Source organism: Cupriavidus sp. BIC8F (assembly GCF_032465815.1).
GTDB lineage: Bacteria > Pseudomonadota > Gammaproteobacteria > Burkholderiales > Burkholderiaceae > Cupriavidus > Cupriavidus necator.
Map to the genome: position 1 here is coordinate 124,442 of NZ_CP136098.1, position 16,518 is coordinate 140,959.

At 60.2% G+C, this 16,518-nt stretch carries 12 protein-coding genes; 1 reads left to right on the forward strand and 11 read right to left on the reverse strand.

Going from position 1 to position 16,518, the window contains the following annotated elements:
- Positions 1–59 precede the first annotated feature (59 nt).
- The 4 genes from RS901_RS38515 to RS901_RS39025 all read right to left on the reverse strand — a co-directional run bounded on the left by RS901_RS38515 (position 60) and on the right by RS901_RS39025 (position 8,123).
- Complete coding sequence (locus RS901_RS38515; RefSeq protein ID WP_316157888.1) at positions 60–5,318, reverse strand: strawberry notch C-terminal domain-containing protein; 5,259 nt, start codon at positions 5,316–5,318, stop codon at positions 60–62.
- An 84-nt stretch (positions 5,319–5,402) separates the two neighbouring features.
- Complete coding sequence (locus tag RS901_RS38520; protein WP_316157889.1) at positions 5,403–6,590, reverse strand: hypothetical protein; 1,188 nt, start codon at positions 6,588–6,590, stop codon at positions 5,403–5,405.
- Between the two features lie 21 nt (positions 6,591–6,611).
- Positions 6,612–7,634: a hypothetical protein gene (locus tag RS901_RS38525; protein WP_316157890.1), complete on the reverse strand. Its 1,023-nt coding sequence runs from the start codon at positions 7,632–7,634 to the stop codon at positions 6,612–6,614.
- A gap of 249 nt (positions 7,635–7,883) precedes the next feature.
- A complete protein-coding gene (locus RS901_RS39025) occupies positions 7,884–8,123 on the reverse strand; it encodes an acyltransferase (protein WP_410054276.1) in 240 nt (79 codons plus the stop codon).
- On the opposite strand from RS901_RS39025, the gene RS901_RS38530 reads away from it, so the two are divergent.
- A complete protein-coding gene (locus tag RS901_RS38530; RefSeq protein ID WP_316157891.1) occupies positions 8,058–8,402 on the forward strand; it encodes a hypothetical protein in 345 nt (114 codons plus the stop codon). The genes RS901_RS39025 and RS901_RS38530 overlap by 66 nt on opposite strands.
- Positions 8,403–8,633: 231 nt before the next feature.
- On the opposite strand, the gene pilV is transcribed toward RS901_RS38530, so the two are convergent.
- Genes pilV through pilO2 form a run of 7 tightly spaced genes read right to left on the reverse strand, consistent with a single transcriptional unit; the run spans position 8,634 to position 16,512 of the window.
- Positions 8,634–10,151 (reverse strand): shufflon system plasmid conjugative transfer pilus tip adhesin PilV, encoded by a 1,518-nt coding sequence (pilV, locus tag RS901_RS38535; RefSeq protein WP_316157892.1) that lies wholly within the window; start codon positions 10,149–10,151, stop codon positions 8,634–8,636.
- A 9-nt stretch (positions 10,152–10,160) separates the two neighbouring features.
- A complete protein-coding gene (locus tag RS901_RS38540) occupies positions 10,161–11,171 on the reverse strand; it encodes an ATPase, T2SS/T4P/T4SS family (RefSeq protein WP_316157893.1) in 1,011 nt (336 codons plus the stop codon).
- Between the two features lie 38 nt (positions 11,172–11,209).
- A complete protein-coding gene (locus RS901_RS38545; RefSeq protein ID WP_316157894.1) occupies positions 11,210–11,779 on the reverse strand; it encodes a type 4 pilus major pilin in 570 nt (189 codons plus the stop codon).
- Between the two features lie 37 nt (positions 11,780–11,816).
- On the reverse strand, positions 11,817–12,926 hold the full coding sequence (locus tag RS901_RS38550) for a type II secretion system F family protein (RefSeq protein ID WP_316157895.1): 1,110 nt from the start codon (positions 12,924–12,926) through the stop codon (positions 11,817–11,819).
- An 8-nt stretch (positions 12,927–12,934) separates the two neighbouring features.
- On the reverse strand, positions 12,935–14,641 hold the full coding sequence (locus RS901_RS38555) for an ATPase, T2SS/T4P/T4SS family (protein ID WP_316157896.1): 1,707 nt from the start codon (positions 14,639–14,641) through the stop codon (positions 12,935–12,937).
- Between the two features lie 19 nt (positions 14,642–14,660).
- Positions 14,661–15,257, reverse strand: coding sequence for a type IV pilus biogenesis protein PilP (gene pilP / locus RS901_RS38560; RefSeq protein ID WP_316157897.1), 597 nt, complete (start codon positions 15,255–15,257; stop codon positions 14,661–14,663).
- A complete protein-coding gene (gene pilO2, locus RS901_RS38565; protein ID WP_316157898.1) occupies positions 15,244–16,512 on the reverse strand; it encodes a type 4b pilus protein PilO2 in 1,269 nt (422 codons plus the stop codon). Before pilO2 ends, pilP begins: the two co-directional genes overlap by 14 nt.
- Between the last annotated feature and the right edge of the window lie 6 nt (positions 16,513–16,518).

Sequence of the window (16,518 nt, forward strand, 5' to 3'; positions counted from 1 at the left end):
GGTTTCCTCGTCTTTGTAGTTTGTGGCATTGTTCCGTATCCATGGCATAGTACGCAACCTCAAGCGGCCATCTTTGGCCTGGCGACCGCCGCCTCGGCGGGCTCTTCGTTCCAGACCGTATCCGCGGCGTGTTGCGGCAGGAGTCGTTTGGCCTTGCCGGCTGCGACATAGAGGGCTTGACCGCAGGGGCCGGTCAGCGCCTCAATGACCTTCTCCAGCTTGTGAAGCGGCACTTCGACGGCCATCCAGCTCCTGCTCCCACCGAAGTCGCCAGTCAGCGCGGTCAGGGCCGGATTGGTGTAGATGCTGCCCCCTGCAGTCTTTGTACCCGGCGCGACGAGATGGAAGCGGTCCGGATCCTTCCCGTTGAACACCACCTGTACCCCGTTCTTTGGCTCGAGCGCGGGGTCTCCAACGAGGAGGACGTTGACCCCCTCGGCGCTCGCCCGCTCAACAATGGAGGCTGCCTGGCTCTTCGATAGCGCTACGGGCTGGCTTTCCAGATCCTCGCGCGTGACCCGGCCATACATGATGACGGCGCGGTGCCGCTCGCCCTTGTCGTCCACGAAGATGCCAGCGTTGCCAAAGCGGTTCTGCGCAGCGAACTGCGCTGCGGCAAACATGTTGCCCATCAGCACATAGCGGCTGAAAAGGATTCGTCCAGGCTTCGCCTCGTCAAAGGCCGGAAATGGGTCGCTCTGGCCCGGCGCGAGCTGCGCAAGAGGCGTGTACATCGGGTCGCCGAAAAGCTGGTTCAGGGTAAGTGTGACTGCGGTAGCCGAACCCGGAACAACGACCTTCACGTTGTACTGACCGAGGAGGTGCGCCGCATCTTTCTCTTCTGGCGGATCGAAGTGCATGACCATGCCTTCGCGCTGCTCGTCTTCCTCGCCCGTGAATCGGATCAGACGACCCGGCATCATCCGGGGCAGGTTCTCCCGCATCCAGTCCCGCCGCGTCTGAGAAAACTTGATCGGGTTCGATTCTGTCGCCTGCAGCGCGGCCTGGATCGATTCGAACTCCGTCAGTGAGCGCAGGGCGCGCTTCTGGACCATGTCAAACGCCGTGTCCACGTCTGCCATGAGCTTCTCCGGCGACAGCGCCCAGCGGTGCGCTTCGTTGACCGCATACTGGTTCTCCTTCAGCTCGAACCGGCCATCATTCTCCACGAGATACTGGCGGCTCCGCGCCACTGCCGCACGCATGACGTCGGCACTGAGCGGGATAACCTCTTCCTCCCACTCGACCCGAGCGCAGTAGGTCGGGTGGTCAAAGACTGAGCCGGATTCCGTGCCGGGGCGAAACACGGTCTTCTCGACAATACGTGCGCCCCAGTCGTAGACGGACGTCTGGAACGGGTTGATGCCCTTGGCCGCCATCTCCTGCAACGTCTCTGCGTAGCCGCGCGACAGATCCGCATAGGCCTGTCGTTGCTTCGCGACTGGCAGCAGTGCAATCCGGCCAGTCAGCTTGTTCGCGAAGTACGCCTCATCATCGCTCGGCGTCTCTTCCTCTGGGTCAATGTCAAGTAGTGCTGCGATATCCGGGTTCTCCATTAGATATCGCTTGCAGATCTCGTTGCCGACCTTGTTCAGGATGTCGGGCACGTCCCGCATCTCTGCCTGGTTGTTTCGGTTCGATTGCGTGTTGGCCGACAGCTTGCGCAACTTGGCGTTCTGCATGGCAAGCGTCCGAGCCTCTGAAGGAAGGGGAGACACCAGAGTCGTGATGATCGGTTCGCACACCTGGCCGCGACGATTAACTCGACCGAAGAACTGAACGCGCTCGGCAACGTTATTGGCAATCTGCAGCTCGATCATCTCGCGCTGCCGCTGGTCTGCGAACTTTTCGCTGGCATGAAGCGAGAGGCCAGTGGCCCCAGCTCGCGTGATGGCAACAGCGTCGCGGGTGCCATTGTTGAATTCCTGAATAGTACGCAGGCGCTCATCCGGGCGAACGGTGACAATCATCCGGTTGCGATCAGTCGGGTCTACGCGCGTCTCGAAGCTCCGCCCCGAAATCTCGCCAGCCGAGTAGCCGAGCGCCTGAATGCGTTCCCGCACGGTATCCAAGGGCGACACGGGCAAGTCCGGCAGATCATCGATACGAGCCCGCATCGATGCAAGCATGTCCTGAATCGCTTCCCGCTCTTCGTCGGTTTCCGCTTGCTGGAGAACGTGCTCATAGTGCCCGACACCATAGTCGTCGCGCACGTAGATGTACTCCAGCTTGCCAGCGACCCGACGCATCACGTCCCGGAACGTCACCCGCGGAAGCGTCGTGCCATCACCACCGGTCGCAAGCATCCTCGCATCCGTGTTCTCCGGATCCAGGGAGTCGTTCTGCTGCAGCGCCTCTTTGAGCAATGCTTCGAACGTCTGTTCTACGACCAGAACAGGCTTGCGGCCTTCGCGCAACGCGTTCGCCGCCGCTTCTGCAGCATCATCGACCTTAATCGCCAGGCTGAACTGGCGAAGGATGTTGTAGAGACGTGAGCCAAAGCTCTGATAGGACACACCCATGCGGTTGCCCTTCCTCGCCGCCTCGGGCAGCTTCTCCAGCTCCTTCTTGATCGCCTTGTTCATCCGCTTCGTGATCCGCGTCACGTCGCCGGAGAGGTAGGCCATTTCCCGCAGGGCCGCGCTCAGCGAATCGGCCCACGACTCATAGTCGGCAGCATTCTTGCTCGCAACGACAGTTCGAAACTCGAGCTTCGACAGATCATGCTCGCGGCGGATAAAGACGCCCTCTTCCGCCAGCATTGCCGACAGCACCTCCTGCAGCGGCTCGCCCCCCACTGCCAGCGTATCTGCGAGACTCTCCACTTGAACGCTTTCCGGGAAGACCTTCCGGTACGCTCGCATGTTCTTTGCGCCCTTGGCATATGTCGCGCTCGAATAAATGGCGGCGTCGCTATGCTCGGCTGCGCGGGCAATGTTGTCGGAGATGTTGGAATCCCCGGCTGCAACGTGGGACTCGTCCAGGATCATCACGCTGCCCTTCACGGCATCAGAGATCCAGTCGGCCTTTTTGCTCTTCGTCGCCTCACGGTTGAACTGCGAGTATGTGGCGAACATGATGTTGTAGCCTGCATCGCTCACCGAGAGCTTGGCGTCCATGATGCGCTGTAGCTCCCCGGCCTTGGTCGCCTTGATCTCGACCTTGTTGGTGTCCATGTTCCGAATTGGCTCATCCGCATTCAGAATCATGGGGCGGAACAGATCGTCCGTACCGATATCCTTCAAGTCACGCCAGAAGTCGGAGAACAGGTTTGCCTTCTCCGTACAGAACGTGATGGCCTTACCATTGAGCACGGCGTAGCGCGCGAGACCTGCAAGCACGCGCCCCTTCCCTTGCCCCGTCTGGTCCCCAAGAATGAATCCACGGCCCTCCTCGCTGCGCTTGATTGCCAGCGCGATTGCGTCCACCTGCTCCGCGCTGAAGGCGATTTCAAGATCTTCGGGTGTGAAATCGAGCTTGCGCGCGACATAGCTGTCGACGCTCTCGCCAATCTCATCGGTCAGCTTGGCCAAGGCCTTGCGCACGGGCTCCAGCAGGTTACGCGGCGTCATGGCCGTCGGCTCGCTGATCTGCGATGCCGGCACATAAGGGGCTTGGTACTCGTTCTCTTCCTTCGGCGTGCGCACGCCCTCGTCCACAGCTTTATCGGGCTGCGTCCCATCGTCGCCCGCCAGGTCGACAGCCTGTGTTGGCAGTGCATCGGCTTCGACGTCCTCGGCTTCTACCTGGTGAGCGTCGGTAGTCTCATCCTCGTCCGTGCCCACGCCACCGAGTTGCTCTACCTCTGCAGCCTTGTCAGCCAGGCGAGCGGAAACTGACTTTGCATGGGACCAGAGCGCGTCCCACGTATGGATCACAGGAAGCGTGTCACCAAGGCGGTGCTCCTTTGTCCGTAGCGCCTCCGCGGCTTCGGCCTCGGTACGCCTCCGTCCCACCGTGACCATGCGAACGGGGTACTCTGACCCCTGCTTCCGATACAGCGCCCCGTTCAGCTCAACCACGTCTTCAAGCTCATAGTGGTCGGACAGCCAGGCGAAGAAAGCCTTGCTGCCGCCAGCGATCTTGCCGGGGTGGACGAGACTTTCGCGGTCCGCGGCGATGAGGAAGACCCCCCGCCCGTCTGATTGGCGCCGTTGCAGCGCCTTGATAGCGATGAGGTGGTCGATGCGGGTGCAGCGCAGGTCCTCAACAACAACGGATTGCTGCAAGCCGCCGAAAGGAGGGTTAGCGATCACCCGGTCATAGTCCCTCCCTCCGCGCTGGCCGATACCGACGAAATCGCCTTCGATAACAGTGATCGGCCTGCCGTTCACCTCGCTACCGAATCGCGTTTGCTCTGCTCGCTTGGGATCGATCTCGATCCCGGTAACGGCCACGTCCGCGGAGAAAAGTGCGACCAGGCTCGCGTTCCCGATGGTAGGCTCCAGGACCGTCTCGCCGGACTGGGGCGCAAGAATCCTCTGCGCTGCCACCGACATTGGCAGAGGGGTCGAGTATTGCTGGTTCTCGACGCTGGTGGACGTACGGAACGTGAACACCGGTTGCTTATCTGTCAGCGACACGGCGTAAGCGAAGGCTTCATCGGTGGTGGAATCTGCAGCGCGGGTGAGTTCGCGCTGCATCGCCGCTTCAATAGCTTCCTGCGCCTGACGCAGCCGGGTGTCTGACGCAGGAAGCGGCTTCTCGGCACCGAATGCCGTTTGCGCAAAGAGACGCAAATCAGCTTGTCGCATGTTCCGACCACTGAGCATCTCCTGAATGAATCCGTCCGCACAGAACTGCAGACCTGCGTCGTCATCGGCACGCAACCATTCCGCCCCACGCGCGCTACGATCGTTTGCGGTTTCGCCGGCTGCGACATATGAACGGTCCTCATAGACCTGCGAGCCTTGATAGCGATAGAAGCGACCGGACTTGTCCTCGAAGACCGGGTGTCCGGCATGGTTGACGCCCAGTTGACGGACGTCACTTTCGGCACGACGTTTCTTGGATTTCGCTTCGTCCGGCGCGGCCTTCTGCGAGGCTGTTTGCGCCTTCGCCTTGATCCAGACCCGCGATACTTCCATTTCGGCGATGACGGCGCGCGGGAAGATCTGCCGCACCGCGCGACTGTTCAGGTCAGCGCCCTCCCGGATCAGCGTCTTGCCCGAGGCCGACGCACCGAAGCCGAGCGCTTCCAGCCCCGCCCACTGCTCCGAGCCAGGGGCAACGCCGGCAACGATCAGGTGGGTTGTGCGGTCGTCAGCCTGATAAAGGGCGAGGCGAGCGTTGTGGGCGGACAAATCGAGCCAACGCATGGTCGGGGAGCTAGACATGATCGTGGAAAGCTGAGGTCAGTACAGAAAAAGGCCGCCCGGAGGCGGCCAGAGGCAGAATGTCTGTTACATGCGCATACGTGGTGCGTTATGCGTCGGAGCAGCCGTCTCCGGCACGACGTCGTGCAGATCGAAGTCCTCTTCCTCCTCGAAGCCTGCTTCGGTACGAGTGCCTTCGCTCAGGTCGCGCGCCTCCGCCGTAACGCCATGGCCGGCGTAGTTTGCAGTGGCGACGTCGCGCGCGTGGAAGACCTGAGGCTTGTTCGACAGCGGTTCTGCCATGGTGAAGACCTTCGCCCCATTCGGCAGACGGTGCAGAACCAGGTAGGACTCGGCAAAGCCAGTCTCGCTTTGGTCTTCACGATCCAGACGGTACGCGCGGTTGGCGACGTCAAGTTTGCCGCCGTTCTGCTCGTAGCCAGCCTTGGTCTGGCTACCCATCGACAGCGTTGCCAGCGGCATGACTTCGACCTTGAGATCGGGGTTCGCTGCGAACGACGCGATCTGCTTGCCGGTCGAGGACTGGAGGAACCTGACGGCTGCTTCATCGAACGGCAGATCCGAGTATTCGCCGGACTCCTTGTCCTTGATGCGCGGCACCACCACTTCCACCGCCTTGCTGACCTGGCCATCGCTCAGGCGGATCAGCATGCCGTTACGGCCGCCGACTTCGTTGCCATTCCCGCCGAATGCCGACAGGATTGCGCCCTGCAGCTGCTCCGCCGACTTCACTACCTGCGCCATCGCCGGGTTGATTACCGTGACCGTCGCCGAAGCCGGTGCGTTGTCGCGGTAGATCACCGGATCCACGCGCGCCATCACAGAAGGGTGCACCACCGTGTGGCCGGCATACTTCGAAGCCGACACGAGCCAGCCGGCCTGCACCATGCCTTCGGCATCCGTGAAGGCGCGCTGGACGATGATCGCGCCGCCCGGCTCGGTCTTTGCCTTGTAGCCCTTCATGACGTTCTTACGGACCTCGTCATTCGGCAGGCTTTCGATCACGCTGGAAATCTCACCGGGCTTCGCGTAGAAGTCCTTGATCTCGGCACGGGGCGCCTTCAGAGGCGTCTTGCCGGTATAAGGGCGCAGATACACGCACACCTCTTCGCCCGTGTCCTGGCGAACGCCGGTAATGAACGGCTTGCCCGACGGGTCGCGTTTGTAACCCTGGACCTCCATGGAGAAATTCTCCGTGGGAGGCAGCTGCCGACGCGCACCGGTTTGCTCTTGGAACGAATTGAGAAGGGACATTTTCCTGCTCCTGTTTGCGAGTTAAAGAGAAGCCGGCTTGCGTGCAGGCTTTCGGGTGATTTCCGTTGCCGGAAGTAGCTTTGCCTCGGGCACGTCGCGGATGGACTTCACCGAAGGCAAGTGGGTATCGAGGAGCTGCTTGACGTCTTGACGCAGCTCGTCTCGAAGGTGGGAGATCTGTGGGCTACGCGCGATCAGGAACCGCAAATCGCCTGCTTCGGAGGCTTCTACGGTCAAAGCACGCAATTGAAGGCTTGCATTGCGGAGGCGCTTCTCTGCGAGATGGGTCCGCAGCTCCGGTTCCATGGCCTTGAATTCGGCGTATGCAGCGTCGCCTAGCAATTTGAGGAAGGCGGCGCGGTCAGCCAGTGCCTGCAGTTCCTGCTTCGTTTCCTTCGGCAGCTGGTTGAGCGCGATATGCGAATGCCAGTAGTGGTCGTGCACGCGGCGGATCTCCGCCAGCATTTTCTGGCTCAGCCTGACTTCTGTGGCCTGGCCCTCAGCGTCCACTGCGAAGAGCCGGCTGATCCTGCACCCCGCTTCGCTGGCACTCAGAGCATCGACGTGCAACTGGATCGCTTGCTCATAGCCGTGTAGGCCAGTCCGGGCGACCAGCACCACACCCTCACCAGGCAGCCGGCCAATCGCACTGCCGCCAAATCGAAGGCCGGGAATGGCCGATGGCCGAGACGCTTGCAGCTCAAGGCCTGGTGCGTGAATTGCGCTCAGGCGGTTAAATGCATTTTCTTTCTCGCCTTGCGTCCACTCCTGATGTCCTGCGACGCGTTCGGGCGTAGTCAGAAGTAACTTTTCGGCGCAGATCTCGCGGCCAGTGCGACCCTGATGCGGGATGTTGTTCAACTCCTTCGCAAGGACAGCGATCTCGAGATGAGATAGGCGACTGACTTCAGTAGCCGCCTGAAGAAGCGAGTCAGGACCATGCTGACGCTCGACCGTGTCCGCCCATGACGGGAAACGGCCAGCGATGTCATGCCAATGCGGAAGCTCTGCAAGGACGGCGAAAGCCGTCGCTCGTTGGTGCATGGTGCTGCTCAAATTGGTTGCGTATCGTTGTCATGATACGTATTTTAACGGACGCTTCAAGCCGCTTTTCAGGGGCTGCTGTCGCTGGTTTTCCTGTCAGGCAATGGATTTCGTCGGCAATGCGCCGTATCGCTTTAGATTCCTGTCCTATTGGGCAAGAAAATTTGTTGAGGCATGGCTCGTCTTGCGTGGCTTTTCCCCGACAAGGAGTGTTTCACCGCCCGCGACTGCGGGTGGGCACCATTGCTCTCAAGGTAGGAGGCATCCAGCCGGGGCGGGCGTCGCAAGACTTAGCTCTGCAGAACGCTGCTGCTTGCTCGACTCGTCGGGTTCCCATACCCGTTTTTGGACGGCAGGACTGCCGGCGACCATTGTGAATGCCGCGACGTCCCGCGTTACGACTGAGCCTGCCGCCACGATGGCATGCTCGCCGATGACAACGCCAGGGCAGATCACTGCGCCCGCTCCGATCCACGCATGATTTCCCACCGCAATTGGCTTGCTGAACGCCCGCGGGCTTGCTCGTCTCAAATAGGGGTCGACATGATGGGTATCCGTACAGAACTTGACGTCTGGACCCACGAGCACATGCTCACCGATGTGCACGTCCGCGCCATTGAGGACAAGGCAGCCGGCATTCATGAAGCTACGGAAGCCCAAATGGAAATTCCCTTCGCATCCTGCGTGAAATGGTCGGGCAATGCTGGACTTTGCGTGCACCCCCGGGAATGCTCGCCGCAGAATGCGGTAACGATGACTGCGCGATAGCCAGGCGGAATTGTAGAACTGACAGGCACGCTCAGCAGATAGGCGCTTGCTAAGTAGCAAGGCTAGATACACTAGGAACGACATACTTCGGAACTTGGGCACCACGTTGGCGCTGCGCGCCAGTTGCTAAGAGAAAGGAACCGCTCGGCTTTTGCTCCGTGCGGTCCTCGTTAACAACGGCGGCTGGTTCAAATACTTAACAGCAAAAGCAAACTCCGGCCACGGTACACCTTAGTATGCGCAGCTTGCGAACGCTTGAAAGCAAGAGTTGGTTCCCGAACCGCCGACTACCCATCGATTGTTGCCGGCGTCCGGATACGATTGATCAGGGGCGTGGCTGAATGTGCTTCCGCTAAACCAAGTAAGTTGATACCCTCCGCCGAGCAATTTGGCGCCAGCAGGGCACTGCGCAATGGCAGCATCCCAGCTACATGTTCCACTGCCGCCAACAGTAAAGGGCTGGGAGATACCGCTTGTCGCCCGCCACACACCAGATTGACAGGCAAGAAGTCTGCCGCTTCCGTCTTGACCAAGCAACCCGTTAGGGCCGCAGCCTCCGCCCTCCCCTGCCCATCCATCGATTTGCAGATACCCTCCCGTGCGCAAGCGCCCCGTCGAGTTCATTCCACCCCATGAGGATACATAGGCAGAATTGACGCTGCCATCTGCTTGAAGTGTGCCCGGGGTCCAGATGTTCTTACCGTTGTACGCGCGAATCCAGCTGGGGTCGCTCATATACCAGCCACCGCCCCACTTCTCCCAATACATGCCCGCGTCATTTCGCGCGCGGAACCACCCGTTCACGTAACTCTCGTTGGCTTGCGTGGTATTCGCGTAGACGTCCTTAGCCGACTTGATGTCAGCAGCATTGCCGTTCACGTCCTGTACGTAGAGACCTCCACCGGGTTGCGAACGCACCGCGGTGTTTGAACCATCCCCGTAGAAGTAAGTGTTGCCTACCCGAACACTGTGCGCGTTGTCGCCACCAGGCAGGCTAGCCGATTGCGCATCGAGTGCGTTGACGTTGGCGATATCGTGACGGGTCCCCGCCCCATCTCGCATGTTGAGCGTTCCCGTCATCGGCAGCGAGCCATCACGGCGGAGGAACTGTTGCCAGCCCAACGTCGCGTAGCCGACCTGCATTGCCAACGTCCCTACCTGGGCGCCCATCGGATTTGTCTGGTTCCACTGACCACCGAAGCCTGAGATCGTGCCGGGACTGAGATCATCGGAGAAGCCGCCATCTCCGCCAATCGCCGTGATCGCCTCGCCGAGGCCTCGACCATACACACCACCCGTCGCGGGATCCGTCAGCGCCCCAGCCAGGTAGACCAGACCGTTCACGTCGCAGGCTGGAGGCGTGCAGCCGGCAGGCACGCGCTGGAAGCGGAAGCGATATGGCAGGTTGGTCCAGCCCGTGTCAGCGAAGTTCTGAATCGGAAGACCAAGCGCCTTCAACTCGGTCATCGTGGGCTGATATGGGTCCGCCACGCCTGGTATGCTCGGAGCGGCCTTCTGCAGCTCGTTGTAGTAGCGGAGGATGTACTCATTGCCAGCCGCATTGCCGATGGCCTTGAGGGTCTGGCCTTGAGCACTGAATGCATCAGCCAGCGCCTCTTGGCGCGCCGCCCACAAGCCTGCGGACAGGCCAATTGCCAGCAACGTCGACGCGATGAGCATCTCGACAATCGTGAAGCCACCCTGCCCTTGACGGGATGTCGAACGACGGTGCAGTCTATTGGGATGCATAGTTGTCCCTCACGGGCGCATTTGAGATTGAAATGCGGCCCGTCCAAGCAGTTGAGTGCTTGCCTGCCGGCGCTGGTGATCGATTGCCGTAGCGAGCGTCTTGAGATCAGCCGAGGGATCCGAAATGATGTTCGCCACGTCCTGCGTGATTCGGAGGCATCGCACCGTCGCCCTTTGGTTCTCCAGCTTCTGATGGACCACAGCGCGCAGATTCTGTCCAATGAGGCTGCGGGCGTAAGTTTCGCCACCCCGCTCAGCAAATGCGATCAGCATCTCGATGGCCTGTTCCATCGTGGCCGAATGAATGGTGGTGATGACGAGATGGCCGCGCCCAATCAGACGAGCCAATTCGGCTGCCGCTTCTTCATCGAGAACCTCACCAAAGAAGAACATCGAGCGCGTTTCTGCCGGAAACTTGCGCATCGCGCTGGCGACCTCGGACTTGAAGCCAGTGTTCGTCGCGTCTACCTGCTCGCAGTAGCCGTCGCCATGGAAGCCCTCCAGCTCCTTCTCGACCGGGCTTTCGACGGTCAAACAGTAGCCACCGTAGCGGGCCAGCCGCTCCTTGACCGTCGCATAGGCCGTCGTCGTCTTTCCGGACCCGGTATCTCCGGCAACCAGGATCAGACCGCCTTTACGAAAGCTCTCGTCCAGAAGCAGCTGCGAAGCCTCCGGACCGAGCTTTAGCTCGCCGAGGTTCTGGACAACCTTAGGCGACAGTCGCAGTGCGTATCGACCTGGCCGAATCCGCTCCCCTCGAAAGAAAAGCGGGCCGACCAGGAAGGACAAGCTCTTGACCGAGCTATCGCCGACCTTCTCCTTGAGCACCCGCGAGATTGCATCGCGCACCGGGAACATCGATCGAGGGACCCGGGACGGGATGGACTGCGCCGTTGCCTCACCATCCCGCAAGGGACGAAACACCACAGTCTTTTCGATGTAATCGAGATCCACATGCCAGTCGCGAAAGCTAGCCGCCTCCAGCCACAGCATGTCATCCATGGGGGTATCGCCGTTCATCACCGTCCGTTCCTCCTATTCCGATTCTTCGCCGCGGCTTACGCCTTGCCGATGGTGTACACGACGGTGTTTGCCACGCCACCTGCAGCGCAGGCAGTGCCAAGCGCCGTCATGTCGGTTTGGGCGTTGTTTGCCTTCACCGACGTGCCTCCCACCGTGACGACGCGCACGCTCTGCTCAATGCCCGGAATAACGTCGGCGCACTCCGCTTGGGGCATTTGTGTGAAGGTAAGCGTCAGAGCGTCGTTCGCCGACACCAGAGTCGCAGTACCGACGGTAACGGTGCCGCCCCACCGGTTCTGCAACGTAGCGCCGCTGACCCACGATTGCGGGAATACGCCGAGGTTGATAAGGCCTGCCGTCGTCGCTCCGGCGTAGTTCTGCCGCTGTGCATACTTCTGCTGGATTGCCGTGATGATGGTTGGCAGCTCTTTCATCTCCCGGTTTGCGCGGTCGTTGGACATGTAATCGGTGACACCCTTGTAGATGCCAGCGATACCAAGGGCCAGCAGCACCGCGGCAATCATCAGTTCCAACAGGGTGAAGCCGCCCTGCTGCTTGCGAATGATGCCGACCTTGTTCTTGCGGATGTTGCGCGATTGATTCATGAGATTGCTCCTTGTCGTTGGAAAGTTCGTTTTCCGCTTAGCGGCGATACTGCTGGTGATTGAGTTGCCCCTTCATTGCACTGGACAGATCCTGCCCGGTGCGCATCGTGCCGAGGATGAGATAGCCGACGACAACACCCATGATCAGGACCATCGTGAGATTCAGCTTGAATGCACTTTCTTCGACTTGTTGCCTGGTCTCATCCATGCCTTCGATGCCAATGCGCTTCATGACGGCTGGGAAATCGCTGCTGCGGCGGCTACTGTCGATGAGTCGGTTGGCAATAGGCTGAGCTAGTACCCCCGTGTTGAATGCCTCGCCATGCGACCGAGAGGCTCGTAGACGGTTCTTCGAGATCTTCGTGATGTGCCACCGCAACCAGGGACTGGATCGCTTCTTCAGCTCTTCAAGGGTCGTGTCGAGGCCCACGCCTGCCGCCAGCATCGATGCCACAGCAACCAGAAACTGTGCGGCGTAGTAGTCACGGAAGACACGGTAGAAAACCATGCGATCTGCCTTCACGCGATAGGGACCTGTCCAGTTCCGGATGGACCAGACGTACGCCCATACCCCCGCGGCAACCACGCCAGCGATCAGAATTCCGTAATGAGTCACTGCATAGGAGATGAGGTACAGGGAATAGCCTGCAGCACCCCACTTCTCCGGTGGAGCGATGAGAGAGAACACCGGCACCACAAGCAATGACAGGACCACCATGAAGACCACGGTGATTACAAGCGCAACGGCTGGCATAGTTACCGCCTTGACCAGTACGCTGTTCAGCTTCCGCTGGGACTTGATCGTTGTCGCGAGGAACCGAAGCGTCTCAGGCAAGCGGTGCAGCGTCAGGTCCTGCGCGGAGATGATCATCAGATCCATCTCGGGAGCGCATCCCTTCAATACATGGGAGAGTCGCCCACCTTCTGCGCCTGGCATGTCCATTCGGCGCAGCCATTGTTTGTAGAGCACTGCGAGCGGATCCTTCTGTGCCGCAGCGCGTGCCGCCAAGGCGCTGAAGTACCTGGCCATCGCTTCGCCATCCGCGATGGATTCCGCGAGGGAGTCGTAGAACTTCTCCCTTGTCTTGCGGAACGCGCGTACCGCAGCGCGGTATTTGATCTCATCGATGAGTGATTGAAATGCCATGGTGTATCTCAAATGATCTCGAACCTGTCGAACGTCTCGAAGGTTTCCACCGTTCGCGGATCGATATGGCCCAGGTATGCCTTGTAAAGGGCATGCTGGAACACGGTTTTCCCTGTCATGTTCGGCGAGTCAAAGCGCCCATCCCACGAGCCACGCCATAGCCGTTCCGCTTCAAAGATGTCTCCCTTGCGGAGCTTGTCCAGGATTGCGCGGGTCGGCTGCAGCATCTCTGCGACCACCTCAACCCCAGCGACGCCGGTGTGATGGCACGAGTCGCACCCGTGTTCATTGCGTACGCGCATGCGACTCGTATCGAGACTGAACCGGTCCTGAAGAAACTGCGCGAGGTCGGGCAAATGGTCGGCCAGGGGCTGCTTGCAGTCCTCGCAGAGCGTGGGAACCAGCGCCTGGTAGACGATCAGGTTCCAGAAGTTCGGCATAGTCAGCGTCCCCAAAGTGAAGCCAATCGTCGGGTCAACCAAACGGTTGAAGACGCCGAGCACGGAGTCTGCGTGCACCGTGAACAGGGTGAGGTGCCCCGTTTCGTTCATGATCTTGGCCGTCTGTCCAGATTCAATGCATCGGACTTCACCGATGAAGACGGCATCCGGGTCTTCTCGAACGAGGCGCCGCTGGACGTCTCTCCACGCATCTACGGTCGTTTCCTGAATCGTCTTCTGGCGAGCACCTTGGATCTTGTATTCGACAGGGTGCTCGACGGTGATGATGTTCAGGCGATGTCCGTTCAGTTGGTCGACCGATTCCAGAAAGTATTTGGCCGTTGTCGACTTACCCGAACCGGTGATACCTGAGATGCTAATTGCGCCCTTGCGCGCCCGCATGGCAGAGAACAGCAAGGCCTCTTGATCGGCAGAGTAGCCAGCCCCCTGTGGCGACGACCAATCTGTAGTCTTCGAGAAGAGATATCGCAAATAGACGGTGAACCCTCCAAAGTTCGGGGTGCCCGTATAGCGGATATTGAAGGCCTCTTTGCCGTTGTCATACGGAACCATGCACTCGAGATCAATCGCCGTGCTGAACCCCGCATCGTTATTGGTTTTCTCCGCGTGCAGCTTGTTGTAAGCGAAGGCCACCGCATCCTTTACGGTGTCAATCGGATAGATGCCTTTGTCTGCGGTTCTGGGAGGGATCAGATCTCCGTTCACCCGGTACATCAAAGTTCCGGTTCGGCTCGCCTCCTCGAGCAGAACGTGCAGGTCCGTTGCTCCCATCGATAGTCCCTGGTCGATCATCTCGTTCCAGAAGATCTCCGCAGACGTAATGCCTTCCGCAAGCACGCCGTTGCTCGTATTCAGCGTAGCTTCGGTCGCGTAGAGCTGGGCGATCAGCTCGGCTGGGGCGTAGTAGTAGTTGTCAATCCGGATGCCGGCCGTTCGAAGCTGTGCCGCCATGGAGCGAACGAGATTCTTCCGATCTTCGTGGAATTTTGGTTCGACGTAGAAGGTCGCGGCCTTCTCGTTCCCCAAGGCAATGCAGCCGCGACGAAACTCGTCGGTGACGCCTTTTGCCAAGTCACTCTTTTTCCCCGTATGAATACAACGATACGTAGGAATCTCGGCAAAGCTGCGCGCCCACTGGTGCTGCTCGGGGGCGGGCTGCGCGGGTTGCTTCGCCGCGACTTTGCGCTTGGGCACCGGCGCGACTACAGCCGGCTTCTTAGGCCCAAAGCCAAGGAGGTTCGCAATGGCGTTCATCAACGTGCTCTCGTGCCGCTTAGCGCTTGGCCGCGCCAGCTGCCATGTTCGTCAATGTCTGCGCCAGAGGGCTGACTTGCGTCGGAGTCGGCGCGACGATAGGCGGCAACGAAGTGCCGAAGCCAGAAGGCGATGAAATGCCGCGGGATTGCGCGGTCGCGACGGTTGCGGGCTCGGACAGGTAGACGATATGACGCGTGACCCCCTTTCCTCTTTTCTTTCCACGCGTGAAGTTCACCCGCTGCGAAGTAATAGAGTCCACGTACCAGCCTGGCATGACTTCATAGCCTTCCTTGACCGCGGTGGGCACACCGCCTTTCAACGAGACATCGGCAGTGAGCTTTCCGACTTCACCATAGACAGCTACCACCGCAACGTCCTCAATACGAGGCTTGTTGTCTTCCGCCGCGACTTGCGTCTGGGTCGGGGCAGCAGCAGGCACTGTGCCGACAGATGGGGTTTCGACTCGCGCCTTGGACTCTGCCCGCTTCTTTGCAATCTCGTCCGCCATCGCTCCGCGCTGCTCTTCCACAAGCTCCCGCAACGGTGCGGCTTGCGCGACCGACGTGCACAGCAACACGGCGGACAGAACCGCCATGGCGTTAGTCTTTGACATAGTATTTGCCTTCCAGATTGAATGTTGGTCCAGTGCTATCCGACCCCAGCGTCACGCGCGTAAGGGTCATATTGCGAGGCAACTGCGACGCCATTTCTGCAGCCAAGGCAAGCGGCCCCGCATAGCTGAACGTGCCTGCGCGGACCGGCGATTTGATCGCCCCTGCTGGGATAGTCGGATCCGCACCGAAGATCTCTGGGAGTGTGAAGTTGTATTGGACCCCAAGCAGGCGGACGTCCTGGGAGAAAGATCCCGTGTTCTCCATGAAGTGCTGCATATTTGGCAAGCGCGAAGGATCGAGTTGCGAGGCTTGCGCGTTCTTCGCCGGCACAGTGAACGCGGCTCCTTTGCCATCGAGAGAAGTGTTGATCTCCCGCCCGCCCATAGCGCTTTTGAGCGAGAGATTGTTTCCCCCGATATTCTCCCAACTGTACGTGCAGCCGCCAGCCTCGCAGACAACCTGCTTGAGCATCCACCCCCCCTCGTACACCTCTTGATCCATCGCAGACTCGATGAGCTGCGGTGCGATTTCGGCAACAGGCACGCCAGCCGTCGAAAGCGCAGCCGCAAGGCTTGCGGCGTACAACTTTTGAGGATCCTGCTGTTGCGCCCGCGCCGACAGGCGAGCCGCTCGGTCGCGCTCCTTACTCCAGCTTGTATAGCCGTAGCCCACGCCGACGACAGCGAGCAAGGCCACAAGGAAAAGCAACTTTGGGTCGACGCCGCGTGAGGCCGGAATCAGGGTCGCTGCCTTCGCGTCCCCTTCTTTCACGAGGTCAGTCAGCGGGAGCGGGATGCTGTCCGGAAGCAGGTTTCCAAAGAACTGGAACTTCGAGTCGGTCTGCGCAAGGATGGATTCGGCTGCGGCGAGGACCTCCGCCTTCGAGCCACGATAGTCCCCACCCGGGAAGGGAACTCCATTTTCCACGACGGCCATATGCGCCGTGTCGCCACGGAACTCCGCCCAAAGTAGATTTGCCCCCGCGTCTGGCATCGTCGCCAGCAGGATCGCGGGCGATAACAGCTTGGCGTTGCGCGGGATTGTGCCGGCAGAAACCAGCGAACGCCGGTCGTCCGCTGGCAACAGGCCATATAGGACCTCCACCTGGCTTGCCGCGCGAACGCAATGGGACGCGTCGAATTCCTTGAACAGCTGGCGCGCTTCCGCCCGCTCGCGGTCGGTGTCGCTGAGCGGGTGCCAGCTCAGCCCGAAGACTGCCAGCGCGTCGCCCACTGGAACGATGTGCACGGACATACTGTC